Below are 25,195 nucleotides of genomic sequence, written 5' to 3' on the forward strand. Positions count from 1 at the left end.
GGTATCAGGATGATCTAACCCTTATGTGCCTCGATGATGGAGGAAAGCCGCACACCCACGCTTCTGTTGCCGCAGAGGCGGGTGAGTTTCGTCGGCCTGAACGACAGTTTCGACCGGGTGTCGTAGCCGCTCTGGGCCGATGCGCTGAAACCCGCCACGGTGACGCCGCCGCCTATTCTCACGTTCCGCGCCTGATCCTTGTCCCAGACGGAGGATTTTCCGTAAAGCGTTATGCATTGTGCCTTCAAAGCCGGGTGATAGGCGCGAGCGAAACGCTTGATGGGATCCCCGAGGCTCATGGGTACCAGATTCCGCCTGCCATCGCAGCTGTTCGCTATGACTCCGTAATTGACGGTGCCGATGGCCCAGGCGTCCGCGACCCGGGACACCGTGTGGCTGTTGCCCACCCGCACCGACAGCGTCAGCGAGCCGCTGGAGGACCACTTTCCGTGGGCGCCTCCCGTTCCCACGCTGAGCGTGTGGTCGGCCCCGTCGGCCTGGGTCACCGTCGCGAGCGCGCCGGACCAGGCGTAGACGCCCATGTAGGTCTCCTCGCGCCCGTTGTGCCGCTTCACCACCCGCGACACGCACGGACCGGGGGACCTGCCCGCCGCGGCCATCCTGCCCTCGGTGATCTGTGCCGGGGTGAGGGATCGGTCCCGGATCGCGGCGGCGATGGCGGGGAAGGCCGGCGAGCGGGGCGTCGCCTCGGCGAGCTTCGCCTCGAGGGCCGCCGCCGCTCCGATCGGCCGGGACGGAGCCGGGGGCGGCGTGGCCGGAGGAGCCCATGCCTCGCCCTCGGGCACGGGGGCGACCGGCTCGCCGGCGGGAGCGGTCACCCAGGTGGCGGGGTCGTCGTTGGCGTCGGCGACCGAGGGGCGGGCGCCGAGGTCGACGACGAGCTGCCGGGGGACGGAGGCCCCGGCGGCCTCGCTGGAGGCGGTGGACCACAGCGGGAGCACCGGCCGGCCGCCCGCCGTGCCGACGATCACCACCAGCCGCTCGGACCCGCCCATGCCGGGAACGACGTAGACGGGGTCTCCGGGATCACAGTCCCGCCGCACGTACGCGCCGCACCGCTCGGCGGTGCCGCCGATCGGAGTGGCGTGGGACGAGCGGACCGCGGTCGTCGTCCAGTGCACCTCACGGTCGCCGTGGGAGATGGCGATCTCCAGATGGACCCGCCCCCGGTCATCGACGTATGGGGCCGGCAGCGCCGAGGGGTCGACGTTGACCGAGAACCGCCCGAGGGAGTCGGTGCCCGCCGCGCCGACCACCAGAGTGCCGAGATCGGTTCCCTCCGGGACGTCGAGCGCGTCCCCGGCGGGATAGGCGATGGCGAGGACATCGGCGCCCTGGACGGCCACGCCGTCCGCGGCGACCACTCCGCTGACGACGGATCTGGACGTCATCCCGGAATAGGGGAAGGCGACGTCGTCCACGTGCGCCGGCGCGGCCGTCACCTGCAGGCTCGCTGTGATTGCGGTGGTCACTGAGAGCAGCTTCCACCCGCGAGGGAACGGCTCCACGTGGTTTTCCCCTTTTGCTGACCAATGAAGCTTTCCTGGAACAGGAGACGACCGGCCGGTATTACCGGCCGGCACTTGTATGAATCGCCCCGTTATTGTGGTTCTGCACCATCATTCACGCGTGATCGGCAGCGTTCAGTACAGGGGATGAGGCAACCTGAGTCAACGCCCGCCCCCTTTCGGCGTCGCGTGTCGGCGATGGGCACGGCGATGCCGTCTACACCCGCTGAACGGTCGCGCCTTCTCACGCAAGGTCTCTGGCGCTACTCTTGTCCTCATGACTGCCGGGTCGGCCACACGCCGCACACAGAACGGGCGCCCGGCCACTGCTTGATCACCGCGCGGGCGAGAGGCCCGCCCCCGTTACGAGAAGCGCGCACAGCCACTCGTAACGGACGGAGGTGAATACATGAGCTGGCAGGAATTCCTCGCCCGTCACCAGGTCGGTGACGTCATCGAGGGTGTGGTGACCAAGGAAGTGCCGTTCGGATCGTTCGTCGAGTCCGAGGGGTTCACCGGTCTCGCACACCAGCAGTCCTGGCCGGTCGGCACCCGCGTCTCGGTCCGGATCCTCGCGATCGACACCGAGCAGCAGCGGTTCAGCCTGACCTCGGCCTGATGTGACGCTGATCCGGGGGAAGAGCGGTCCCCCGGATCAGCCTCTCTCGCATTATCGCCGTCGCGGTTCCGCGCGGGGACGGCCGCAGCGGGCGCCGGGTCCCGTGGCGGCGGCCGCCGCGCGGCGGCCTACTTGGTCTTGGCGGACGCCGAGGACGTCTTCGCCAGGTTCACCAGGGTGTTGTGGAACGACCTGATCAGCCATTGGCCGGAGGTCTTGACCGCGATGCTGGTGTTGATCGAGAGGGTGTTCGGGTGGCAGGACGTCTCGGCGCCGTAGAGCACGCAACCCTTCCGGATGATCAGGGCCAGCGTCGGGGACAGCAGGTCGATCTTTTCCTCGAGCGTGTGGATGCGGCTGTTCTTGAGCTGGTTGGCGAGGTAGCGCTGGTATTTGACCCCTATTTCGTGACGGCCGCGCATATGTTCGCCTGTGACGTTGACGAAATCGGCATCCGGTGTGTAAGTCGTGGCATAGGCCTTTCCGTCTCCCCGGGCCCATGTCTCCGCCTGCCGCTGATAGAGCCGGGCCAAGGCGGCGAGATCGGGGTTGGTCTGGCTGGTCCTCGCCATTGGAGAGCGGGCCGCCGTCGCGACCGTCTCACCGGCCGGCGTCCCGGCCGCGGTGGGTGTCGCGGCGCCGCTCAGCGCGATTCCCAGGCCCCCCATGAATGCCAGGCGGACCGTTCTGCTCGCATATCGACGAATGCCCATCTGTTCCCCCCGATCGAACTGGATCTGGAACAAGCGTAGAAGCGCTTCCTTCCTTACCGCTGTAAGCCCGTGACGTGTCCTTTCGCGAGCCGCGTGGGGAAAGGCGCCATGACCTTCCGGCGGGAGCGTCCCGTCCTACCGCCGGACAAGGGTGTTGTGGAAGGAGGTGATCATCCACCGGCCGTCATGCTTGACGGCGACGCTGGTGTTCAGCGAGAGGGTGTCCGGGCGGCAGGCCGTCTCCGTGCCGTACAGCACGCAGTCCTTCCGGACGATGATCGCCATCGTGGGCGACACGAAGCGGACCCTCTCCTCCAGCCTGAGGAGGCGGGTCTTCTTGAGCTGGTTGTCGAAGTAGTACTGGATCCGGGACGCTATGCCGTCGCGGGTGCGCAGGTGCTCGCCTCTGATGTTGACGAGGTCGGCGTCCCGCGTGTAGGCCGCCGCGTACGCCGCCGCGTCTCCCCGGGCCCAGGCGACGGCCTCGCGCTCCCAGATGTGGCGCAGTGCGGCCAGATCGGATTCGGCGTGGTCCGCCCACGGTGTCCGCGAGCCGCCCGGCGCCACCGCGTCCGCGGCCGGGGCGATGGACGCCATCGGGGTCGCGGCGCCGATCAGCGCCATTCCGAGCCCGGTGATGAGAGTCAGGCCGATGGTTCTCCTCAGCTGTCGTTGCATGCCCATGGTTGCTCCTGTCCGACGCTGTCTCGAGCAGACCTATAAGCAGTTCACCTCGCTACGGATGACACGATGACGTGTCCGGTGATGAGTCGGGAAGGTGGAGCCGCGCGGGCTCCCGCGCAGCGCTCAGGCGGACGATTCCCCTGTACCGGGCCGGATGGCGGCGGGCTGAAGGGGCACGCGCTTCCCGCGTGCAGTGCGCTGAGCGGCATGCGCGTCCGGCGCGAGGTGTCACGAGTGATTTGCTGTGGAAGACACGCCGTTCTCTCGGCGTGTAGTGCTCAGTCCCTTTTGTGGCCTTTCTGGCAGTATTCCCCAAGCACTGTCTTTCGTACCTCCGCCCGGCCGAGACGGCCGGTGGCGCCGCCGGGATGTCTCAGCATGACGGCGCGGGGGCGGTGAGGAGGCGGTCCAGGACGCGGACCCCGAACTCCAGGCCGGCGACCGGCACCCGCTCGTCCACGCCGTGGAACATGCCGAAGTAGTCCAGGCCGGGATCCAGCAGCAGCGGCGCGAAGCCGTACCCCCTGATGCCGATCTTGGCGAACGACTTGGCGTCGGTGCCGCCGGTCGTGACGTACGGCACGGGCCGGCCCGCAGGGTCCTCGGCGCGCAGCGCGGCGCACAGGTCGTCGAAGAGCCCCTCGGCCGGGGAGGTCACGCCGTCGTCGAAGCTCACGAACTCCCGGGTGATCTTGGGGCCGAGCAGCTTGTCGATCGTCTCGAGGAACTCGTCGCGGAGCCCGGGCAGGATCCTGCCGTCCACGTGCGCCTCGGCCGTGCCCGGGATGACGTTGACCTTGTAACCGGCGTCCAGCATGGTCGGATTGGCCGAGTTGCGGATCACGCCCTTGAACAGCGTGCCGGCCCTGCCGAGCCGCTCCACCTCCTCGTCGAGCCGGTCGAGGTCGATGGTCGTCCCGAGCGCCTTGCCGAGGTTGCCGATAAGGGAGGCGACGGCGGGCGTCAGCCGTACGGGCCAGCGGTGGTCGGCGAGGCGGGCGAGGGCCCGGCACAGCTCGGCCACCGGGTTGTCGACCGGCGGCTTGGAGCCGTGCCCGGCCACACCGTGCGCGGTGACCTTCATCCACGCCGTGCCCCGCTCGCCGACCGCCACCGGATACACCCGCAGGTCACCGGAGGACGGACCGGCCGGCGCGTCATCGCCGGCGAAGGCCGCGGAGTGGACGGCGCCGGAGCCGATCGTGCCGGGCGGGACGGTCACGCTGAAGCCGCCGGACTCGCTGATGGCCTCGGTGCACCCGTCGAACAGATCGCGGTGCCGGGTGACGGCGTAGCCGGCGCCGTACTCGCCGGTGGCCTCCTCGTCGGCCAGGAACGCCAGCACGATGTCGCGCCGGGGACGGACGCCGCGCCGCGCCCACTCGCGCACCAGCGCCAGCGTCATGGACAGCGTGCCCTTCATGTCCACCGCGCCGCGCCCGTGGACGCACCCGTCGGCGATCTCGCCGGAGAACGGGTGCGTCGTCCACTCGGCCGGGTCGGCGGGGACGACGTCCAGGTGCCCGTGGATCAGCAGCGCCTCGGGGCTCTCGCCGGGGATCCTGGCCACCACGCTCGTGCGGCGGGGCGCCGACTCGAACACCGTCGGCTCGATGCCGGCGCCTGCGAGCAGCCCGGCGACGTACTCCGCCGCGGGCCGCTCGCCGGAGCCGTCCGGCGTCCCGTCGTTGGTCGTGTCGATCCTGAGCAGGTCAGAGCAGATGCCCGCGACGTCGGTCACATTCGTCCTTTCAATGCCAGCGGCGGCACCTCGGGGGTGGGGAAGCCGAAAATGAGACCATAGAACGCGAGCTCCGCCTCGAGCGCCGCGACGATGGTCTCCTCCCTGCGCCAGCCGTGCTGTTCCCCGGGAAACGTAAGATACGCCCACCGGCCACCGTGCTCGTCCAGCGCGGCGACGAAGCGCTCGGCCTGGCCGGGGTCGACGATGGCGTCCTCCAGGCCGTGCATGAGCAGCGCGGGCCCGGACGCCTGGGCGGCGTGCAGGGTCGGGGAGCGGTCGAGGTAGCGCTGGCGGGTCTCGGGCAGCGGGCCGATGAGCCCGTCGAGGTAGCGGGACTCGAAGTCGTGGGTCTCCCTCGCCCAGCCCTCCGGGTCGGTGATCGCGTAGTGGGCGACCGCGCCGCGGAAGACGTCGCTGTGCACGAGCGCGGCAACGGAGGTCCAGCCGCCCGCGCTGCCGCCCCTGATCGCGACGCGTTCGGGGTCGGCGAGCCCGGCCGCGATCAGGCCGCGGGCGACGGTCTCGCTGTCGCGCACGTCGACGATGCCCCAGTTGTTGCGCAGCCGCTCGCGGTAGGCCCTGCCGTACCCGGTGGAGCCCCCGTAGTTCACCTCGGCCACGCCGATGCCCCTGCTGGTGAAGTAGGCGACCTCCAGGTCGAAGACCATCGGGCTGGACCCGGTGGGGCCTCCGTGAACGAAGATCACATACGGGGAGGGCGCGCCTTCCACCGCGCCGGCGGGCGGGTACACGTGGGCGTGCACGCCGTCGAAGGCCATCGCCTCGGGGGTCGGCAGGACCGCCGGGTCGGGGAGCTTCTTGGCGGGGGAGAGCACCTCGTGGGCGCCGGTCGAAAGGTCGATCCGGACGACCTCGAACGGCTTGCGCGGGGACCCGCCGACGGCGACGACTCTCGACCCGTCCGGCGAGGCGGAGATCGTCGGCGCCCAGTAGGTGTAGGACCCGCCGATGTCGGTGATCTCGCCGGTCTCCGGGTCCAGCACCCCCAGCCGCTTGCCGTCGGCCGTGCCGTACATCGTGACGATGCGGTCGCCGGCGAGCGTGAACCACCGGTAGCCGAGCTTCCAGGCCGCGTCGCCGAACTCCTGCGGCATCGGGGTGAGGTTGCGCGCGGGGGAGCCGTCCAGCCGGACCAGGTGGATGTTCCACCAGCCGGTCGGGTCGGTCACGGCGTACAGGGCGTCGTCGTCACGCCATTCGGCCTGCGCCACCGCCTCCTGCGGCCCGCCCGCCACGACGCGGTACGGCCCGGCGGTTCCGTCCTGCAGCAGCGGGGCCACGCACAGCGAGGTGCCGTCCCAGGGCATGGCGGGATGGTCGTAGCCGATCCAGGCGATCTGGGTGCCGCCGGGGGAGACGCGCGGGTTCATGATGAAGTGCTGCGCCTTGACGACCACGCGGAGCGGCCCGCCGTCCAGCGGCACCGCGACCAGGTCGCGCTCGTCGTCGGTCTCGCGCACGCACCACACCTCGCCGCCGTGGACGACCAGGTCGGCGTAGCGGGAGGGTCCGGGCGGGGTGAGCGGCACGGGGTCGGCTCCCGGCGCCAGGCGGTAGAGCCGCTGGTCGGCCCAGTTGGTGAACACCAGGCCGCCGCCGGGGAGCGGCCGCCAGGAGCGGCCGCCGTACTCGATCACCCGGTTGCGGGAGTTCCAGCCCTGCGGCAGGACGTCGTGGACGCTCCCGTCGGGGCCGCGCCGCACGACACAGCGCCGGCCGCCCTCGCCGGGGCGCGGCTCGTCCCACCAGACCTCCTCACCTCCACCGGCCGGCACGATGTCCACCCAGAGCGGGCGGTCATCCACGCGTGCGACGTCAACGGCAGTGATAGGAGATTCGATCACCAGTTGCCCTCTGAGGATGGGAGTGGGATGTCGAGCGGGTGGATGACATGGACGATTCCCCCGCTGCTGGTGGTGCGTAACCAGACGTTCTCGAACGCGGCCCTCGGATAGGTTCTTTTGACCGTCTCATCGGACGGCGCCGCCGGATCGTTGGCGATGACGTCGCCGTCGGTGGTGAACCCCGTCACGACCATGAGGTGGCCGCGCGTGGAGTACCCCGACCCCGGCAATTCGTGCTCCTTGAAGGACTGCGAGGTGATCAGCGGGATGCCGGCCCGGATGAAGCGTTCCACCTCGGCGAGCGAGCGCATGCGGGTGACGAAGCCGCTCAGCCCGTACCGGCCGGCGTAGGCGACGCCGAACGGCCAGTTGCCGGTGCCCTGGTAGCTGTGGTCGTACATGTCGCGCGCCGCGTGGTCCACGGCCGGGCACGGGTCGGCCGGGTCGACGAACGCCAGGTCCCCGGGACCGGGCCCGCGCCCCCAGTACTGCAGCACCATGGTCATCGAGGCGGGGCTGCACCAGGAGTCCCCGCCGCCGCCCCACTCGAGGTAGTGGCCGGCGTGGGTCTTCTGCGAACGCGGCGGCACGCTGAGTTCGACGCCGGCCGCCTCGCCGGGCCGGCTGACCGGCACGCTGGGGCGCGCCGGCACCACCGAGGCCATCACCCCGACCGTGTGGACCGCCGCTCCCGGGCCGTGGAGCGTGATCCGCAGCCGGTACGCGCAGACGGGGCGGGTGGCGACGAAGGTGTCCACCGCGACGTCGCCGTCCTCGTCGCCCTGCCCGGGCAGCGAGGTGCGGTGGATGTCGCCGCCGCCCTCCGCCCAGCGGCCCATGTCGTACCACTTGGTGAGCCCGCCGGTGACGGTCCGGGCCTGCAGCTCGACCCGCAGCCACGACCCCGCAGGAGCGCTCGCCGTCCACGACGGGACCAGCTCGGTCGCAGGGAAGCCGATGTCGCGCTCTTCTGAGGTCCAGCGGGTGTACGGCCACGTCGTGGTCTCGCTGCCGAAGGGGTCGAGGTAGGCCGTGACGCCGCTCTCCGAGGGGACCACGGCGGTCCATCGGTGGAAGACGACGCGGCTCTGATCGGCGGGTGACGGGGTGACCACCTTGCCGATTCTGGTTTTGCCCCCTGGGCGGCACATCGGATGGTTTACGTATTCGTAATCAGGCGCCCGGCCATGCCCGTGGGCAGGGGCTCCTCGGCCCCGCCCTCCCTGCCGGGACCGGCGTGGCGGTGCCGATCCCGCAGGAGCCGGTCGGCATCGACAGAGGTCGTGGCGGGTACGCCAGACCCATGCGCGATCTTGCAGACGTGCGGATGTTCGTCTACCGGTGCTTCGCCGAGCGCGGGGAGCCGCCGACCGCGGAAGAGGTGGCCGCCGAGTTCGGGCTCGACACGGCGGGGGCACTCGAGGCGCTGAGGGCGCTGCACGACACGCACCTGATCGTGCTCGACGAGGAACGGCGGAGGATCCTCATGGCCCACCCGTGGTCGGCGGTGTCACTCGGCTTCCTCGTCACCGACGGGCGGGTGAAGTGGTGGGGCGGCTGCGCCTGGGACTCGTTCGCGATCCCCGCGCTCGTCGGCCGGGACTGCCTGGTCGCGACCCACTGCGCCGGCTGCGGGAAGGCGCTGGCCCTCGACGTGTGCCCCGACGAGCACCCGCCGGTGGACCTGGTGGCGCACTTCCTGGTGCCCATCCCGCGCATGTGGGACGACGTGATGTTCACCTGCGCGCACCAGGCGCTGTTCTGCTCGGAGGAGCACGTGGGCCGGTGGCTGCGGCAGAACCGCAGTCCGCGCGGCGTGATCCTCGACATGCGCACGCTGTGGCTGCTGGCCACCCGGTGGTACGCCGGGCGGCTCTCCAGGGAGTACCGCCGGCGCACCCCCGACGAGGCGCGAGCGCTGTTCGAGGAGCTCGGCCTCGTCGGGCCCTTCTGGGGGAACGAGGGGCGAAGGTAGCGGGGCAGGTGGCCCCGGCCCGGGATGGGGACGGCGGGTCAGAGGTAGAGGCCGGTCGTCTCGGCCGGGGACGGGGGGATGGCGGGGGCGCGCCCCGATCGCAGGGCGAACAGCTCCGCCAGCGTGGCGCCACCCGGCCCGACGCCCTCGGAGGAGCCGAGCCACGCGGTGGCCTCCTCGGCCGACAGGCGGCCCGCCTCGATCTGCGACAGGCAGCGCCCAGGGCGGACGACCGCCGGGTGCAGCCGGGCGAGGTCCTCGTTGGTGGTCACGGCCACCAGGACGTCCCTGCCCTGGCCGAGCAGCCCGTCGGTCAGGTTGAGCAGGCGGGACAGGCCCTGGCCCGTGGCGTCCTTGGCCTCGGCGCGGATGAGCTCGTCGCAGTCCTCCAGCACCAGCAGCCGCCAGCGGTGGTCGTCGTCGTCGGAGTCGTACCCGACGGCGACCTCCATCAGGTAGCCGGGGTCGCCGAACAGCCGCTCGGGGTCCAGCACGCAGTCGACCTGGCACCAGTCGGTCCACTCCCTGGCCAGCGCGCGCAGGGCCGTGGTCTTGCCGGTGCCCGGCGGGCCGTGCAGGAGGATCAGCCGCCCGTTGATCTCCGACGGGGTGACCGCCATGAGGTGTTCCAGCGACTCGCCCGCGCCGCGGTTGTAGTTGGCGCGGATCGCCGGCCAGCGCGGCGCGGTGATAGGGCGCTGCGTGCGGCGGGGCCCGTGGGCGCCCACCCACCAGAAGCCCATGTCGACGTGGTCGGCGTCCTGGGGCGGCGGCTCGACCGCGTCCCGGGTGGACTCCTCCAGCACCGAGCGCGCCAGCTCGTCGCTGACGGCGGTCACGGTGAGCACGGCCGTGCGGTTGCGGAACCGCACGACGCGCAGGGTCCAGCCGTCCCCGCACGCCAGGCGGGAGTCGCGGCCGTCCTCCTCCTTGGCGGCACGGGTGAGCCGGGCGCGCGCGGGCATGAGCGGGGCGCCGGGACGCACCCTCTCCAGGTTGGCGGAACGCGCCCACGGCTGGTTCCCCGTGGCGAACGGGGACAGCGCGAGCGCGTCGATGACGTCGACGGGCGAGTCGCCGTCGTCAAGCCATACCTTCATCGGCAGGGCTTCGGCGGCGGGGAAACGGACCTCCTCCACAACGGACATATATTCATGATTCAGGCCGATGGTGTGCGGAGTCCATGGATTTTTCACGTGCGTTGGCCTAATCAGGGAGAGTCAACATACGTAATTGGTAAATCACGCCATGTGGCCATGTGTCCACGTTAAGGTGACACATGCGGTTTGGAACCACTGCGAGCCGCAATGGGCCGGTTTGAGGGCCCGCTGGCTGGACAGTGGCCCCTGAGTCCGGAACTGTTCGTACCCCCCCTGGAGAAGTCCGTGGCCATCGACCTCGTGTCGCGCGAAGCCTGGGGCGCCCGCGCCCCCCGCGGCTCCTATTCGACGTTGACCTCCACCAAGGGCGTGAAGGTGCACTACACCGGCGGCCGGGTCGAACCGGCGATCGTGGACGATCACGCCAAGTGTGTCGCCATGGTGAAATCCATCCAGAACTTCCACATGGATGGAAACGGCTGGCTGGACATCGGTTACAGCATGGTCGCCTGCCCGCACCGCAAGGTCTTCGTCGGACGCGGCCCCAAGCACCTGCCCGCCGCCAACGGCCCTGGCCTGAACTCCGGCCACTACGCCGTCCTCGGCCTCGTCGGCGACTCCGGCCTGGTCCAGCCGCCGGACGCCATGCTCCACGGCATCCTCGACGCCATCGAGTACCTGCGCGAGAAGGGCGGCGCCGGCGCGGCGATCAAGGGCCACCGCGACGGGTACTCCACCGACTGCCCCGGCGACACGCTGTACGCGTGGGTGAAGAAGGGCGCGCCGCGCCCCGGCGGCGGCACCGGCCCGGCCGACCCGCCCCCGGCGGAGCACCCCCAGTGGCCCGGCAGGCTGCTGTCCTACCCGCCCGTCATGCGCGGCGACGACGTGCGCACCTGGCAGGTCCAGATGGACAAGCGCGGCTGGACCATCGACGTGGACGGTGCGTACGGCCCCGGCTCCCGCGACGTCTGCCGCGAGTTCCAGCAGGAGCAGCACCTGGACGTGGACGGCGTCGTCGGCGAGATCACCTGGGACGCCGCCTTCGAGGCCCCGGCTCCCTGAACCCGGGCGCGGCACGCCGTCCGGCCTGGCACGAGGCGAAGCGCGCGGGGCGGGACAAGGAGAATCGCCGGGCCGCTAAGCGGGACCCGGCTTAACCTTGCCCCGAGGCAGCGCCTAGCATCCGGGACATGACGGTGCAGCCTGAGGAATTCCATCCGGGCGCCGATTTCCCTCCGAGCACGCGGGAGGACTGGCGGCGGCTCGCCGTGGGCGTGCTGCGCAGGTCCGGCGCCGAGGTCGACTCACCCGAAGATGCGCTGGCCCACACGACCTACGACGGCGTGACGCTCCGGCCGCTGTACGACGCCGCCGACCTGCCCGGCGACCCCGGAGTGCCGGGGGCCGCCCCCTACGTCCGGGGCAGCCGCGCGGCGGGCGGCGTGCTGTCCGGCTGGGACGTGCGCCAGCGCCACGCCCACCCCGACCCCGCGGTGACCCGCGAGGCCGTGCTGGCCGACCTGGAGAACGGCGTCACCTCGATCTGGCTCGTCCTCGGCGACGGCGGGCTCGAGATCTCCGCGCTGCCCCGGGTACTGGACGGCGTCTACCTCGACCTGGCCCCCGTCGTGCTCGACGCGGGAACCGCCACCGAGCAGGCCGCCGACGCCTTCCTGCGACTCGCCGCCGAACGCGGCACCGCCCCGGCGGGCGGCAACCTCGGCGCCGACCCCATCGGCCTGCGGGCCAGAACCGGGACGCCGGCGCCGCTCGCCCCCGCGGTCGCGCTGGCCCTGCGGGCGCGCGAGATCCCCTCCCTGCGCGCGATCACCGTGGACGCGACCCCCTACCACGACGCGGGCGGCGCCGACGCCGAGGAGCTCGGCTGCTCCCTGGCCACCGGCGTCGCCTACCTGCGCGCCCTGACCGACGGCGGCCTCACGGTGGAGGAGGCGTTCGGGCAGATCGAGTTCCGGTACGCCGCCACGGCCGACCAGTTCCTCACGATCGCGAAGTTCCGGGCGGCGCGGATGCTCTGGGCCCGCGTCGCCGAGGCCTGCGGCGTCCCCGCCCGCGGAGGCCAGACCCAGCACGCGGTCACCTCCTCGGCGATGATGACCGGCCGCGACCCGTGGGTGAACATGATCCGCACGACGCTCGCCTGCTTCGGCGCCGGCGTCGGCGGCGCGGACGCCGTCACGGTGCAGCCCTTCGACGCGCGCCTCGGCCTGCCCGACGCCTTCGCCCGGCGCATCGCCCGCAACACCCAGTCGCTGCTGGTCGAGGAGGCCAACGTGGCCAGGGTCGCCGACCCGGCCGGCGGCTCCTGGTACGCGGAGCGGCTCACCGCCGACCTCGCGGGCAAGGCCTGGGAGTGGTTCCAGGAGATCGAGCGCGCGGGCGGCGCCGAGGCGGCGCTGGACCGGCTGATCCCCGAACGCCTCGCCGCCATTTGGGCGCGCCGCTCCCACGACATCGCCCGCCGCAAGGAGCCGATCACCGGGGTCAGCGAGTTCCCGAACCTCGACGAGCGGCGCCCCGCCCGCGAACCGGCCCCCCGGCCGGCCGTGGGCGGCCTGCCCCGCGTGCACTACGCGCAGGGCTTCGAGTCGCTGCGCGACCGCGCCGACCGCGCGCGGGAGCGGCCGCGGGTGTTCCTCGCGACGATCGGCCCGGTGGCGGCGCACACCGCGCGGGCCTCCTTCGCCGCCAACCTGTTCCAGGCCGGCGGCATCGCCACCATCACGAGCGGGCCGGGCACCGACCCGGAGGCGATCGCCGAGGCGTTCGTCCGCGGCGGCACCACCGTCGCCTGCCTGTGCTCCGGCGACAAGCTGTACGCCGAGCACGCGACGGCCGTCGCCGCCGCGCTGAGACGGGCCGGCGCGAAGAAGGTCTGGCTGGCGGGGAAGGGCGACCACGAGGGCGTGGACGCCACCCTCTACGCCGGCTGCGACGTGCTCCAGGTGCTCCGCACCACCTTCGACGACCTGGGAGTTGCCCCATGATTCCCGATTTCACGGCGCTGCCCCTGAACGCGGGCGCTCCCGGCGGGCCGCCCGCCGACCCGGCGCGGTGGGCGCGAGCCGTACGCGACCAGGTCGGCAAGGACCCCTCCGACCTGGTGTGGGACACCCCCGAGGGCATCGGCGTCAAGCCGCTGTACACCGCCGATGACCTCCAGGGCCTGGACTTCCTGTCCACCTACCCGGGTGTCGCGCCCTTCCTGCGCGGCCCCTACCCGACGATGTACGTCAACCAGCCCTGGACGATCCGGCAGTACGCCGGGTTCTCCACCGCCGAGCAGTCCAACGCCTTCTACCGGCGCAACCTGGCCGCCGGGCAGAAGGGCCTGTCGGTGGCCTTCGACCTCGCCACCCACCGGGGCTACGACTCCGACCACCCGCGCGTGGGCGGCGACGTCGGCATGGCGGGCGTGGCGATCGACTCGATCTACGACATGCGGCAGCTGTTCGACGGCATCCCGCTCGACCGCATGAGCGTGTCCATGACCATGAACGGCGCGGTGCTCCCGGTGCTCGCGCTCTACATCGTGGCCGCCGAGGAGCAGGGGGTGGCGCCCGAGCAGCTCGCCGGGACCATCCAGAACGACATCCTCAAAGAGTTCATGGTCCGCAACACCTACATCTACCCGCCCGGGCCGTCGATGCGGATCATCTCCGACATCTTCTCCTACACCTCCCAGCGGATGCCGAAGTTCAACTCCATCTCGATCTCCGGCTACCACATCCAGGAGGCCGGGGCCACCTGCGACCTGGAGCTGGCCTACACGCTGGCCGACGGCGTCGAGTACCTGCGGGCGGGCGTGGAGGCCGGGCTGGACATCGACGCGTTCGCCCCGCGCCTGTCGTTCTTCTGGTGCATCGGCATGAATTTCTTCATGGAGGTCGCGAAGCTCCGCGCCGCCCGGCTGCTGTGGGCGGAGCTGGTCAAGGGCTTCGGCGCCCAGAACCCCAAGTCGCTGTCGCTGCGCACGCACTCCCAGACCTCCGGCTGGTCGCTGACCGCCCAGGACGTGTTCAACAACGTCGTGCGCACCTGCGTCGAGGCGATGGCCGCCACCCAGGGGCACACCCAGTCGCTGCACACCAACGCCCTCGACGAGGCGCTGGCACTGCCCACCGACTTCTCCGCGCGCATCGCCCGCAACACCCAGCTGCTCCTCCAGCAGGAGTCGGGCACCTGCCGGGTCATCGACCCGTGGGGCGGCAGCGCGTACGTCGAGCGGCTCACCTACGAGCTGGCGCGCACCGCCTGGGGCCACATCCAGGAGGTCGAGCGGGCCGGCGGCATGGCCAAGGCCATCGACGCGGGCCTGCCCAAGCTGCGCATCGAGGAGGCCGCCGCCCGCACGCAGGCGCGCATCGACTCGGGCAGGCAGCCGGTGATCGGCGTCAACAAGTACCGCACCGGGTCCGACGAGGACATCGAGGTGCTCAAGGTCGACAACACCGCCGTGCGCGCCCAGCAGATGGACAAGCTGCGCAGGCTGCGCGAGGAGCGGGACGAGCGGGCCTGCCAGGACGCCCTCGCGGCCCTCACCCGGGGCGCCGAGGGAGACGGCAATCTGCTCGCCCTGTCCATCGAGGCGGCGCGGGCGAAGGCCACGGTCGGGGAGATCTCCGACGCCCTGGAGAAGGTCTTCGGGCGGCACTCCGGCCAGATCCGTACCATCTCCGGCGTGTACCGCGAGGAGGCGGGCGACGCCGCCAACATCGAGAAGGCCAGGGCGGCCTGCGCCGCGTTCGAGCGCGAGGAGGGCCGCAGGCCCCGCGTCCTGGTCGCCAAGATCGGGCAGGACGGGCACGACCGGGGCCAGAAGGTGATCGCCACGGCCTTCGCCGACCTGGGCTTCGACGTGGACGTGGGCCCGCTGTTCCAGACCCCGGCCGAGGTGGCCCGCCAGGCCGTCGAGGCGGACGTGCACGTCGTCGGCGTCTCCTCGCTGGCGGCAGGGCACCTGGCGCTCGTGCCGGAACTACGCGAGCGCCTCGCCGAGCTGGGCCGGGACGACATCATGATCGTCGTGGGCGGGGTGATCCCCCCGGACGACTTCCAGGCGCTGCACGACGCCGGAGCGAGCGCGATCTTCCCGCCCGGCACGGTCATCGCCGACGCCGCCCTGGACCTGCTGCGCGAGCTCTCCGCCCGGCTGGGCCATGCCGGCGCTTGAGGACTACGTCCAGGGAGTCCGGGAGGGGGCCATCGGGTGGATCGCCCGGGCGATCACGCTCGTGGAGTCCACCCGGGCCGACCACCGTGAGCTCGCCCAGCGGCTGCTCGTCGAGCTGACGCCGCTGGCGGGCAAGGCCAGGAGGGTCGGGGTGACCGGCGTGCCGGGGGTGGGCAAGTCCACCTTCATCGACGCGCTCGGCGTCCACCTCACCGGGGAGGGGCACCGCGTCGCCGTGCTCGCCGTCGACCCCTCCTCCACGCGCACCGGCGGCAGCATCCTCGGCGACAAGACCCGCATGGCCCGGCTGTCGGCCGACCCCCACGCCTACATCCGGCCCTCGCCCACCTCCGGCACCCTCGGCGGCGTCACCAAGGCGACCCGCGAGGCCATGGTGGTCGTCGAGGCGGCGGGCTTCGACGTGGTGCTCGTGGAGACCGTGGGCGTCGGGCAGTCCGAGACCGCCGTCGCCGAGATGGTGGACACCTTCCTGCTGCTCACCCTGGCCAGGACCGGCGACCAGCTCCAGGGCATCAAGAAGGGCGTGCTGGAGCTGGCCGACGTCATCGCGGTCAACAAGGCCGACGGCCCGCACGAGATGGACGCCCGCAAGGCCGCCAGGGAGCTGGCCGGCGCGCTGCGGCTGCTGCGGTCCGGCGGCGGCTCGTGGACCGCGCCGGTGCTGACGTGCAGCGGAATGCAGGGCACCGGCCTTCCCGAGCTGTGGCGGCAGATCGTCCACCACCAGGACCTCATGGAGGCCTCCGGCGAGCTCGCGGCCAAGCGCCGCCGCCAGCAGGTCGGCTGGACCTGGACCCTGGTGCGCGACCGGCTGCTCGCCCGGCTCAAGGAGGACCCCCGGGTCGCGGCGATCAGCGCCGAGATCGAGCGCGAGGTGCTGGAGGGCACCCTCACCCCCGCCCTGGCCGCCGACCGCCTCCTCGCCGCCTTCGACCGGCACCCCTGACCCGCCCCCTCTCCCCGCTCGATACGGTGCTCAGGCGTCCTCGTGGGGGGTGTCCGGGCGGGTGATGGTGAACATGTAGCAGCCGTAGGCGACGTTGCGGCTGTGGATCTCGACGACGCCGGGCCGGGCCAGCATCGCGGCGATCACCCCTTCCGGGTCCTGGCCGTCGTGCACCCGGGTGGCGTCGTGGATCCAGCCCCGGGCGTCGTAGGCCCGCAGCACCTGCGGCCGTCCGTACCAGCCGGCCGGGTAGCGGTCGAGCGCCGCCGGGCCTTCGCAGGGCCGGGCGTGCGCCAGCACGGCGCCGATCTCGCGGTACGGGCTCGCCGGAAGCGGCGGCTCGTAGCCGAACAGCAGCAACTCCTCGCCCGGCTCCGCGTCCCGCAGGCAGCAGCGCAGCGGCTCGCCGCCCTCGGCGACGATCAGCGCGGGAGGGTTGCCGGAGGCGTCCTCGCCCGCTCGCGCGCACTCCAGCGCCTCGGCGGGGAAAGGGTGGACGCGGAAGGTGGCGATCGTGGTGTCATGCGTGGTCATGCCCCTACGGTGCCCGCCCCAAGACCGCCACGCCAGCGGAAATCGGCCCTCGCGCTGCGGGGCGGGCCGGTCGGGAGCATTATTCGCGTGGGTACGGTGGTCACTCTCGGTAGAAGATTTTCGCTCCTCGCCGTGCCGTCCCGCTTCCTCGAGGGCTCATCGATGTCACCATGGCGACACACTCGGTTAACGGGAGGTGGGGCCGTGAGCGGTGAGCCGATGCTTTCGAAGGCCGAGGCCAAGGCCGAGACCCGGACGCTCGGAGAGCAATGCCCGCCGGCGGCGCAGGACGGCCTTGGCCCCGGTGAGCCACCCCTGCTGTACGCCAGGGTGCTGAGCCTGTGCCGCCTGCTGGGGGAGGAGAGGTTCTTCCGCGCGGCGTTCGGCCACGCGGGGGTACGCCCGCGTGAGGCCGCCGCGGACGGCACGACACGGGTGCTCGAGCTCGACGTAGACGAGGTGCTGCGGGCCGCGCTCGGCCAGACCGAGGCCGCCTCCCTGACCGCCCCGGCCGAGCCGGGCACGCTGTCCGGCCGCTGACGCGCCCCCGCCGCCTTGACAGGGCGCCGGTTTCACACCGCGTGACTGGCGACGTCCTCTGTGGGCACTAACGAAGGCATGTGGAACGCCAGCCCCACCGGCCCGGGGATCAGGAAGCGGCTCGGCGCGCTGGACCGGCGCCTGTTCAAGTCGGTCGCCGCCGCGCACTTCCCGGGCTTCGACCACCTCCTGCCGCGACTCTCGCGCGCCGCGGACAACTCCGTGCTGTGGGCGGCCGTCGCGGGCGGCCTGGCGCTCACCGGGCGCCGGCGGATGCGCCGCGCCGCCACGCGCGGGCTCCTGGCGATCAGCCTGGCGAGCCCGGTGGTCAACCTGCTCGGCAAGCAGGCGTTCGCGCGGGCCCGGCCGTCCATCGTGGACTTCCCGCTGGCCCGCCTCGGCAAGATCCCTTCCTCGCACTCGTTCCCGTCCGGTCACTCCGCCTCGGCGGCGGCGTTCGCCACGGCCGTGGCGCTGGAGGCGCCGGCCAGGGTGGCGGTGCCGGTCGCCGTGACCGCCGGCGCGGTGTGCTTCTCCCGCGTCTACACCGGCGTCCACTACCCGGGGGACGTGCTCGCCGGGATGGCGCTCGGCGTGACCGCGGCACTGGTCACCAGGCGTCTCTGGCCTGGTCACACCGTCATCGGCGGGGCGCGCGTCGCCGCCACCGCGCCGCTGCCCGAACTGGACCCCGAAGGCGAGGGAGTGGTCGCCGTCGTCAACAACGCCGCGGGGAACGACCCCTGCACGGCCGCCGCCCTGCGCAAGGCGCTGCCCAGGGCCGAGGTCATCGAGACCGAGGCGGGTGAGGACCTGATGGAGCGGCTCAAGGACGCCGCCAAACGCGCCCGGGTGCTCGCCGTGGCGGGCGGCGACGGCACCATGAACTGCGGGGCGCAGGCGGCGCTGGAGCAGGGCGTCCCGCTGCTTCCCGTCCCGGCGGGGACGCTCGACCACTTCGCCCGCACGCTCGGCCTCGAGACCATCGAGGAGGCGGTCGCCGCGTACCGGCACGGCCAGGTGGTCGCCGTGGACGTCGGTGAGGTCGCCGGCCGCGTCTTCCTCAACACCGCCGGCATCGGCATCTACCCCCTGCTCGTCGACCGCAGGGAGGACTGGGAAAGGAAGATCGGGAAGTGGCCGGCGCTGGTGCTGGCCATGGCGGACCTGCTCATGCGCGACAGCCGCCCGCTGGAGCTCGTCGTGGACGGCGTGCGACGCAGGGTGTGGCTGCTGTTCCTGGGCAACTGCGCCTACGAGTCGCGCGGTGTCGCGCCGACGCGCAGGAACAGGCTGGAGGACGGCGTGCTGGACATCCGCCTGCTCACGGCCACCGCCCGCTTGCCCCGCCTCCGCGCGATGGTCAGCACGGTGTTCGGCGGGGTGGGCCTGTCACGGCACTACCTCCAGTGGCGCGCGGACACCGTACGGGTCGCCGCGCCCGGCGATCCCGCCGGGGAGATCCGGCTGGCACGCGACGGGGAGACGGTCACCGTCCCCGGCCCCGTCGTCCTCGCCAAGCGCCCCCGCGCCCTGCTGGTCTTCCGCCCCACGGAGTGACCCGGCGGGGCCGCCCGCCTTGACATGCCCCGGGCACTCCTCGATCATCGTCGAAATGAGCGTCCCCCGGTGGTTTCCCGCCGCGCTAGCCATGACCTTGACCCTCGCCGCGTGCGGCTCCGGAGGCGGCGACGACCACGGCGTACGACTCGTGGCGGGAAACAGCCCGGAGCCGACGTCGTGACGCCGGGGCAGCCCCTCTACGTGCCGCCGCCGGACCTCCGCCGCACGACCCGGATCGGCCACTACCTCGGCTGGCTGGAGGAGAACCGAGGACTCACCTTTTCTTCCTACGACGAGCTGCACCGCTGGTCGGTCACCGACCTCGACGGCTTCTGGTCCTCCATCTGGGACCACTTCCAGGTCCGTGCGCACACCCCGCCCCGGCGTGTACTGGGCCGACGCGAGATGCCGGGAGCCGAATGGTTTCCGGGCGCGACCCTCAACTACGCCGAGCACGCCTTGCGTTCCCGCGAGGCCGCCCCGCACGAGGTGGCCGTCGTCGCCCACTCGCAGACCCGCCCGCCGGTGGAGCTGAGCTGGGGGCAACTGGCCGATCAGGTCGCCCGGGCGAGGGCCGGTCTGCGCCGCCTCGGGGTCGGCCGCGGGGACCGGGTAGTCGCCTATCTGCCCAGCATCCCCGAGACCCTGGTCGCGTTCCTCGCGACGGCCAGCCTCGGCGCGGTGTGGGCGAGCTGCGCACCGGAATTCGGCGCCGCCGCCGTCGTCGACCGCTTCTCCCAGATCGAACCGACCGTCCTGCTCGCCGTCACCGGCTATAGCTACGGCGCCAAGGACATCGACCGCCGCGACGATGTGGCGGCCGTCCGAGCCGGGCTGCCCACCGTACGGCACGCCGTCCACGTCCCCTACGGCCCCGGCGAACTCCCGGACACCGTCCGGTGGGACGACCTGCTCGCCGGGCCCGGCGACCCCGGATTCGAGCCCGTCCCGTTCGCCCACCCGCTGTGCGTGCTGTTCTCGTCGGGTACCACAGGCAAGCCCAAGCCGATCGTGCACGGCCACGGCGGCATTCTCCTGGAGCACCTCAAGAACCATGCCCTGAGCTGGGACCTGGGTCCCGGCGACCGGCTGCTGTGGTTCTCCACGACCGCTTGGATGATCTGGAACGCCCTCGTCTCCGGGCTCGTGGTGGGCGCCTCGATCGTCATGATCGACGGCAACCCCCTGTATCCCGGCCTGGATTGGCAGTGGCAACTCGCCGAGGAGACCGGTGCCACCCTGTTGGGCGCCAGCCCCGGCTTCCTCATGGCCTGCCGCAAGGAGGGCCTGACACCGCGGAAGGATCACGACCTGTCCCGGCTGCGCCAGATCGGTGCCGCCGGCAGTCCGCTGCCGGCCGAGGGTTACTACTGGGTGCACGAGCAGTTCGGCCCGGACGTCCTCCTCAACGTCGGCAGCGGAGGCACCGACGTGTGCTCGGGGCTGGTCCAGGGCGGCCCCTGGCAGCCGGTCATCGCCGGGGAGATCTCGGCCCCTTGCCTGGGCGTCGCCGCGGCGGCCTTCGACGAGCGGGGCCGCGCGGTCGTCGACGAACTCGGCGAACTGGTCGTCACCGAGCCCATGCCGTCCATGCCGGTGGGCTTCTGGGGCGACACGGACGGCTCCCGCTACCACGCCGCCTACTTCGACACCTATCCCGGAGTGTGGAAGCACGGCGACTGGGTGCGCTTCGCCCCGCAGGGAAACTGCGTCATCGCCGGGCGCTCCGACGCCACCCTCAACCGTGGCGGAGTGCGGCTGGGCACCGCGGAGTTCTACCGCGTCATCGAAGAACTCCCGCAGATCGACGACAGCCTGGTGATCCATCTCGAAGACCCCGCGGGCGGCCCCGGCGAGCTGCTTCTGTACGTGGTTCTGCGCGACAGCGCCGAACTCGACGAGGCCCTACGACGGCGTATCGCCGCGGCGTTGCGCGGTGCCCTGTCCCCCCGGCACGTGCCGGACAGCATCACCGCCATCCCGGCCATCCCACGCAACCGTACGGGGAAGAAGCTCGAACTGCCCGCCAAGAGGATCCTGCTCGGAGCTGAAGCGGCCGATGTCGCCAGCCGTGACGCGCTGGCCGATCCCGCCTCCCTGGACCCCTTCGTCGCCGAGGCAGCCGCCCGCCGAGCCGCGCGCTGACCCGGTTTCACAGGCTGATTTCGTCCAGCAGCGCTGCCGCCAGCTTGGCGGCGCCCGGGGCGATCTTGCGGTTGAGCAGGCTGAAGACCTGCTCGGCGCGGATCGCCGGCCACTGCTCGGGCAGGTGCTCGGCCGGCAGATGAGGGTCCCATCGGACGACCTGCAGCCAGTCGGTGTGCAGGCGGATCTGGCAGGCGAGGTCGTCACCTGCCACGGCCGGTGGTGGGCTGGTGTCCCACTGGCCCAGGAACGCTTGGTAGCGGGCGGCGATGCCGTCGATGTCGAAGGCGCGGCGGATCAGGTCGGCGGAGTCGGTCAGCCCCATGGCCCGTGCCTGCAAAGTGGTGACGTGGTCACCCAGTTCGAGGGGTGCGAGGGCCGCCGCGATGTCCTTGGTGCCCGGAGCGATCCACAGGCCTGCCTGGAGAGAGGCGAAGCCGGCCCAGGCAAGTCGGGAGCGCAGGTCGTGGCGTGTGCTCACCCGGTCGTTGGGGAGTGAGAAAGCGACCACGGTCCAGGTGCCGTCCCAGTCCTCGTTGACCGCGCCGGTGTCACGGACCCGCCGGCGCCCGTCCTGCAGTACACGGATGGCGCGCTCGGTGAGACCGAAATAGGCCTTGCGTCCTCTGCGATGACGCGTCAGCAGGTCACGCCTGGCCATGCGGGACAGGGTGGAGCGCACCGCATCCTCCGACACGCCCAGGCGGGCCAGGACGTCGATGACGCTTCCGGAGTACACGGCGACGTCGCGGTCCAGCACGTAGATGCCAAGGAAGCTGAACATCAGTGATTGCGGCCGAGCCGAAGTCGCCGCGGTCTGCTCGTCCTCGTTTTCGAACGTCACGCCTAGAGGGTAGACGAGACGGCCAATGTTGGTCACAATCTTGACGTAGAGAAAAAACCTGCCCTACTTTACGGGCGGGTCGGCTGACCGGACACCGGTGGTAGTTCCGGGGGACGGCCGGACACGGCTGACACCAGCCGGGCCCGACCGCGGCCCCGAACATCCACCGGACGCACCTCGCTGCTTCTTGCTACGAGCACGCCGTGCAAGACGGGCATCCACGTCATCCACCACTGAAGCCACGCCGCTTTGCGGGCTGTTCCACCTCAGCGAGCAAGGGAGCTCACGACATGCAGGCCGCTTCTCCCCATCAGGTAACGCACGATCCCCTGCAGTTGCGCCGGGCGGTGACCTCCAGCTTCCTGGGGAGCGTCATCGAGTACTACGACTTCCTCCTGTACTCCACCGCATCGGCGGTGATCTTCGCCCACGTCTTCTTCTCCAACCTCGGCCCCGTGGCCGGCACCCTCGCCAGCTTCACCACCTTCGCCACGGGCTACCTGGCCAGGCCGCTGGGCGGGATCATCTTCGGGCACTTCGGGGACCGGCTCGGCCGCAAGCAGATGCTTGTGCTGACGATGGCTCTCATGGGTGTCGCCAGCTTCCTCATCGGCGTCCTGCCCACGTACGGCCAGGTGGGCACCCTGGCACCGGTCGCACTGCTGCTCCTGCGGATCATCCAAGGAGTGGCGGTAGGCGGTGAGTGGGGCGGTGCCGTGCTCATCTCCGCCGAGCACGCCACCCGACGGCGAGGGCTGTGGGCAAGCTTCACCAACGCCGGCGCCCCCTTCGGCATGGCGCTCTCCACGGTCGCCTTGTCGGCGACGGCGGCCGCTGTCGGTGAGGACGCCTTCCTGTCCTGGGGTTGGCGCATCCCCTTCCTGCTCAGCCTGGTGCTGCTGGCCGTCGGCCTGTTCATCCGGGTGCGCGTCACCGAAACACCGGTGTTCGCCGAGGCGGAGAAGAAGCAGGAATCGACGCCGCGCCCATCCCTCCCCCTGTGGGACGTGCTGCGCCACTACCCCCGGGTGCTGCTGCTGGGCATCGGGGTCGGCCTGTCTGCGTTCGTCTTCCAGGGCACCGTGACCACGTACATCATCTCCTACGCGGTCCAGGACGGCTTCGCACGGCAGACGGTGCTCAACAGCCTGGCGGTGTCCTCCGCGCTGGCGGTGGCCGGCATCATCGGCTGGTCGGCGCTGTCCGACCGCCTGGGACGGCGTCCGGTGGTCATGGCGGGCGCGCTGGCGGTGGGCGGCTTCTCCTTCGCGCTGTTCCCGCTCGTCGACACGGGCAGCACAGCGCTGCTCGTGCTGGCGCTGGTGGTCGGGCAGTCGCTGGTGCATCCGATGATGTACGGCCCGCTCGCCGCGCTGTACACGGAACTGTTCTCCACCCGGAGCCGTTACACCGGCGCTTCCCTCGGTTACCAGATCGCAGGACTGGGGGCCGGCTTCGCCCCGCTGATCTTCACCGAGGTGCGGGCCGACGCCGGTGAAGGGGCAACGCTGATCATCTCTGCGATCATCGCCGCGTTCTGTCTGGGGACGGTGGTGTGCCTCGCCCTGCTCGGGGAGACCAGCCGCACCGATCTCGCCGGCATGTCCGCGGACTCCTCGGCAGGGCTGCCCGTCAACGGTCAGGCGGATGCTGCTCCGGCTTCGTGAGCTGCTGCAAGCGGCGTCTGATCGGGGGCCGGCCCACGGCCCGCGACGAGGGAGGCCTCCAGGGGGTCGGCCGAGAATCCTGTCTCTCGCCTCACCGTCCTGGGGGCCTCGCCGGTGGTGTGCCCGGCAGCGTTCGGCCTGCTGCACACGCTTCCCACGGGGCATGATGCATCGTCACCCGCGTTCACCGGCAGGAAGCCGGTCGCGGGACGAACACCCGTCCCCGGAAAGCGATGTTCCCGCCGGAGGTTTCGTCGAGTGGCGGTCAGGGCCGCAGGGAGCGGCCGATGATCTCCTTCATGATCTCTGTGGTGCCGGCATACAGCGTGCTCGCGCGGGCGTCGAGGAAATCGCGGGCGACGTCGTATTCCGTCATGTAGCCGTAGCCGCCGTGCAGTTGCAGGCTGCGTGTGACGACGCGCTGCTGGAGTTCGGTGGTCCACCACTTGGCCATGGCTGCGTCGACGGGGCTGAGCCGGCCGGCGACGAGTTCGGTGACGCACCGGTCGAGGAACACCCGGGCGACCTGCACCTCGGTGGCGATCTCGGCGAGGGTGAACCTGTTGGCCTGGAAGCCGGCGACGGACCGTCCGAACGCGGTGCGCTCCGCCGTGTACTGAAGGGTGTTCTTCAGGGTGCGTTCCATGGAGGCGACCGCGGTGGCGGCGACGCTCAGACGCTCCTGCGGAAGGTTGTGCATGAGATAGGCGAAACCGCGGCCCTCCTCGCCCAGCAGGTTCGCGGCGGGCACCCGTACGTCCGTGAACGACAGCTCGGCCGTGTCCTGGGCATGCAGACCGATCTTGTCCAGCTTGCGGCCCCGCTCGAAGCCGGGCATGCCGCGCTCAAGCACCAGAAGGCTGATGCTGTCGCGGCCGACGGCCGGATCGGTGGAGACGACGGCGACGACAAGGTCGGCGAGGATGCCGTTGCTGATGAAGGTCTTGGCTCCGTTGACGACGTACTCGTCCCCGTCGCGTACCGCGGTGGTCCGTACGGCCTTCAGGTCGCTGCCGGTGCCGGGCTCGGTCATGGCGATGGCCGACACCTTCGTACCGCTGCACAGGTCCGGCAGCCAGCGCTGTCGCTGCTCCTCGGTGGCCAGGTCCCTCAGGTAGGGCGCCACGAGGTCGTTGAACCCGCTCAGGTTCATGGTCACGGCGGCTGCTCCGGCGCGGCACAGCTCTTCGATGACGACGAGGTTGTAGCGGAAGTCCGCGACACCGCCCCCACCGTACGCCTCGTCGATGTCCAGGCCCAGCAGACCCACGGCGCCGGCCTTCACGTACAGTTCCCTGTCCACCTGCCCGGCTTGTTCCCAGGCTGACAGATGCGGCTGGACTTCCTTGGTGACGAAGTCCCGCACCATTGCGCGAAAGTCCTGGTGGTCGGTGTCGAACAGGTCGCGGTCCATGGCCGGCAGTCCTTCGGAGGATGTGAGGGGCGTGGGTGTCGAGAGCGGCAGCCGGCTCTTCGCGGTTGCGCCTCGTTCCGTCCGAACAGTTGCGA

The 25,195-nt window shown here is 71.4% G+C and carries 20 protein-coding genes; 10 read left to right on the top strand and 10 right to left on the bottom strand.

Annotated elements, in window-relative coordinates; genetic code table 11:
- Positions 1-14: 14 nt before the first annotated feature.
- On the bottom strand, positions 15-1,493 hold the full coding sequence (locus MYF83_RS05265) for a hypothetical protein (protein ID WP_248959021.1): 1,479 nt from the start codon (positions 1,491-1,493) through the stop codon (positions 15-17).
- A 445-nt stretch (positions 1,494-1,938) separates the two neighbouring features.
- Here MYF83_RS05265 and MYF83_RS05270 point away from each other — a divergent pair, with 445 nt between their 5' ends.
- Entirely contained in the window at positions 1,939-2,148 is a 210-nt protein-coding gene (locus MYF83_RS05270; protein ID WP_248959022.1) for a S1 RNA-binding domain-containing protein, read from the top strand.
- 128 nt (positions 2,149-2,276) lie between these two features.
- Here the strand turns inward: MYF83_RS05270 and MYF83_RS05275 are convergent, their stop codons facing one another.
- From MYF83_RS05275 to MYF83_RS05295, 5 genes are all read right to left on the bottom strand, one after another.
- Positions 2,277-2,894 (bottom strand): SgcJ/EcaC family oxidoreductase, encoded by a 618-nt coding sequence (locus MYF83_RS05275; protein WP_248959023.1) that lies wholly within the window; start codon positions 2,892-2,894, stop codon positions 2,277-2,279.
- A 102-nt stretch (positions 2,895-2,996) separates the two neighbouring features.
- Positions 2,997-3,545, bottom strand: coding sequence for an SgcJ/EcaC family oxidoreductase (locus MYF83_RS05280; RefSeq protein ID WP_248959024.1), 549 nt, complete (start codon positions 3,543-3,545; stop codon positions 2,997-2,999).
- Between the two features lie 373 nt (positions 3,546-3,918).
- On the bottom strand, positions 3,919-5,286 hold the full coding sequence (locus tag MYF83_RS05285) for a M20/M25/M40 family metallo-hydrolase (RefSeq protein ID WP_248959025.1): 1,368 nt from the start codon (positions 5,284-5,286) through the stop codon (positions 3,919-3,921).
- Positions 5,283-7,115: a S9 family peptidase gene (locus MYF83_RS05290; RefSeq protein WP_248959026.1), complete on the bottom strand. Its 1,833-nt coding sequence runs from the start codon at positions 7,113-7,115 to the stop codon at positions 5,283-5,285. The genes MYF83_RS05285 and MYF83_RS05290 overlap by 4 nt, the downstream gene beginning before the upstream one ends.
- Positions 7,116-7,150: 35 nt before the next feature.
- Positions 7,151-8,269, bottom strand: coding sequence for a C39 family peptidase (locus tag MYF83_RS05295; protein ID WP_248959027.1), 1,119 nt, complete (start codon positions 8,267-8,269; stop codon positions 7,151-7,153).
- A 188-nt stretch (positions 8,270-8,457) separates the two neighbouring features.
- Here MYF83_RS05295 and merB point away from each other — a divergent pair, with 188 nt between their 5' ends.
- Positions 8,458-9,129 carry an organomercurial lyase gene (gene merB / locus MYF83_RS05300; RefSeq protein WP_248959028.1) on the top strand — a complete coding sequence of 224 codons (672 nt, stop codon included), beginning with the start codon at positions 8,458-8,460 and terminating at the stop codon, positions 9,127-9,129.
- 38 nt (positions 9,130-9,167) lie between these two features.
- On the opposite strand, the gene MYF83_RS05305 is transcribed toward merB, so the two are convergent.
- Positions 9,168-10,277, bottom strand: a complete 1,110-nt coding sequence (locus MYF83_RS05305; RefSeq protein WP_248959029.1) for a DUF5925 domain-containing protein — start codon at positions 10,275-10,277, stop codon at positions 9,168-9,170.
- A 237-nt stretch (positions 10,278-10,514) separates the two neighbouring features.
- Here MYF83_RS05305 and MYF83_RS43610 point away from each other — a divergent pair, with 237 nt between their 5' ends.
- From MYF83_RS43610 to meaB, 4 genes are all read left to right on the top strand, one after another.
- Entirely contained in the window at positions 10,515-11,294 is a 780-nt protein-coding gene (locus MYF83_RS43610) for a peptidoglycan recognition protein family protein (RefSeq protein ID WP_248959030.1), read from the top strand.
- Positions 11,295-11,422: 128 nt separating this feature from the next.
- Positions 11,423-13,240, top strand: a complete 1,818-nt coding sequence (locus MYF83_RS05315) for a methylmalonyl-CoA mutase family protein (protein ID WP_248959031.1) — start codon at positions 11,423-11,425, stop codon at positions 13,238-13,240.
- Positions 13,237-15,426, top strand: a complete 2,190-nt coding sequence (gene scpA, locus MYF83_RS05320; RefSeq protein ID WP_248959032.1) for a methylmalonyl-CoA mutase — start codon at positions 13,237-13,239, stop codon at positions 15,424-15,426. Before MYF83_RS05315 ends, scpA begins: the two co-directional genes overlap by 4 nt.
- Entirely contained in the window at positions 15,413-16,393 is a 981-nt protein-coding gene (gene meaB, locus MYF83_RS05325) for a methylmalonyl Co-A mutase-associated GTPase MeaB (protein WP_248959033.1), read from the top strand. Before scpA ends, meaB begins: the two co-directional genes overlap by 14 nt.
- A 30-nt stretch (positions 16,394-16,423) precedes the next feature.
- On the opposite strand, the gene MYF83_RS05330 is transcribed toward meaB, so the two are convergent.
- Positions 16,424-16,927 carry a DUF1203 domain-containing protein gene (locus MYF83_RS05330; protein WP_248959034.1) on the bottom strand — a complete coding sequence of 168 codons (504 nt, stop codon included), beginning with the start codon at positions 16,925-16,927 and terminating at the stop codon, positions 16,424-16,426.
- A 204-nt stretch (positions 16,928-17,131) separates the two neighbouring features.
- On the opposite strand from MYF83_RS05330, the gene MYF83_RS05335 reads away from it, so the two are divergent.
- The 3 genes from MYF83_RS05335 (at position 17,132) to MYF83_RS05345 (ending at position 21,175) form a co-directional block, all read left to right on the top strand.
- Positions 17,132-17,467 (top strand): hypothetical protein, encoded by a 336-nt coding sequence (locus MYF83_RS05335; RefSeq protein ID WP_248959035.1) that lies wholly within the window; start codon positions 17,132-17,134, stop codon positions 17,465-17,467.
- Between the two features lie 60 nt (positions 17,468-17,527).
- On the top strand, positions 17,528-19,027 hold the full coding sequence (locus MYF83_RS05340) for a bifunctional phosphatase PAP2/diacylglycerol kinase family protein (RefSeq protein WP_248959036.1): 1,500 nt from the start codon (positions 17,528-17,530) through the stop codon (positions 19,025-19,027).
- 180 nt (positions 19,028-19,207) lie between these two features.
- The gene (locus tag MYF83_RS05345; RefSeq protein WP_248959037.1) at positions 19,208-21,175 is read left to right on the top strand and encodes an acetoacetate--CoA ligase; all 1,968 of its coding nucleotides are present in this window, start codon (positions 19,208-19,210) and stop codon (positions 21,173-21,175) included.
- Positions 21,176-21,182: 7 nt separating this feature from the next.
- On the opposite strand, the gene MYF83_RS05350 is transcribed toward MYF83_RS05345, so the two are convergent.
- A complete protein-coding gene (locus MYF83_RS05350; RefSeq protein ID WP_248959038.1) occupies positions 21,183-22,055 on the bottom strand; it encodes a PaaX family transcriptional regulator in 873 nt (290 codons plus the stop codon).
- 254 nt (positions 22,056-22,309) lie between these two features.
- Here MYF83_RS05350 and MYF83_RS05355 point away from each other — a divergent pair, with 254 nt between their 5' ends.
- The gene (locus tag MYF83_RS05355) at positions 22,310-23,686 is read left to right on the top strand and encodes an MFS transporter (RefSeq protein WP_248959039.1); all 1,377 of its coding nucleotides are present in this window, start codon (positions 22,310-22,312) and stop codon (positions 23,684-23,686) included.
- Positions 23,687-23,951: 265 nt separating this feature from the next.
- Here MYF83_RS05355 and MYF83_RS05360 read toward each other — a convergent pair whose 3' ends face one another.
- Positions 23,952-25,100, bottom strand: coding sequence for an acyl-CoA dehydrogenase family protein (locus MYF83_RS05360; RefSeq protein ID WP_248959040.1), 1,149 nt, complete (start codon positions 25,098-25,100; stop codon positions 23,952-23,954).
- Between the last annotated feature and the right edge of the window lie 95 nt (positions 25,101-25,195).

This window comes from Sphaerisporangium perillae, from assembly GCF_023276435.1.
Lineage (GTDB): Bacteria > Actinomycetota > Actinomycetes > Streptosporangiales > Streptosporangiaceae > Sphaerisporangium > Sphaerisporangium perillae.

What these genes read in the sequence shown, in the direction of transcription:
- MYF83_RS05270 (WP_248959022.1), top strand. Translation starts at nt 1,939, where the DNA reads ATGAGCTGGCAGGAATTCCTCGCCCGTCACCAGGTCGGTGACGTCATC.
- MYF83_RS05280 (WP_248959024.1), bottom strand. Translation starts at nt 3,545, where the DNA reads ATGGGCATGCAACGACAGCTGAGGAGAACCATCGGCCTGACTCTCATC.
- merB (WP_248959028.1), top strand. Translation starts at nt 8,458, where the DNA reads ATGCGCGATCTTGCAGACGTGCGGATGTTCGTCTACCGGTGCTTCGCC.
- MYF83_RS05305 (WP_248959029.1), bottom strand. Translation starts at nt 10,277, where the DNA reads ATGTCCGTTGTGGAGGAGGTCCGTTTCCCCGCCGCCGAAGCCCTGCCG.
- MYF83_RS05315 (WP_248959031.1), top strand. Translation starts at nt 11,423, where the DNA reads ATGACGGTGCAGCCTGAGGAATTCCATCCGGGCGCCGATTTCCCTCCG.
- scpA (WP_248959032.1), top strand. Translation starts at nt 13,237, where the DNA reads ATGATTCCCGATTTCACGGCGCTGCCCCTGAACGCGGGCGCTCCCGGC.
- meaB (WP_248959033.1), top strand. Translation starts at nt 15,413, where the DNA reads ATGCCGGCGCTTGAGGACTACGTCCAGGGAGTCCGGGAGGGGGCCATC.
- MYF83_RS05330 (WP_248959034.1), bottom strand. Translation starts at nt 16,927, where the DNA reads ATGACCACGCATGACACCACGATCGCCACCTTCCGCGTCCACCCTTTC.
- MYF83_RS05355 (WP_248959039.1), top strand. Translation starts at nt 22,310, where the DNA reads ATGCAGGCCGCTTCTCCCCATCAGGTAACGCACGATCCCCTGCAGTTG.
- MYF83_RS05360 (WP_248959040.1), bottom strand. Translation starts at nt 25,100, where the DNA reads ATGGACCGCGACCTGTTCGACACCGACCACCAGGACTTTCGCGCAATG.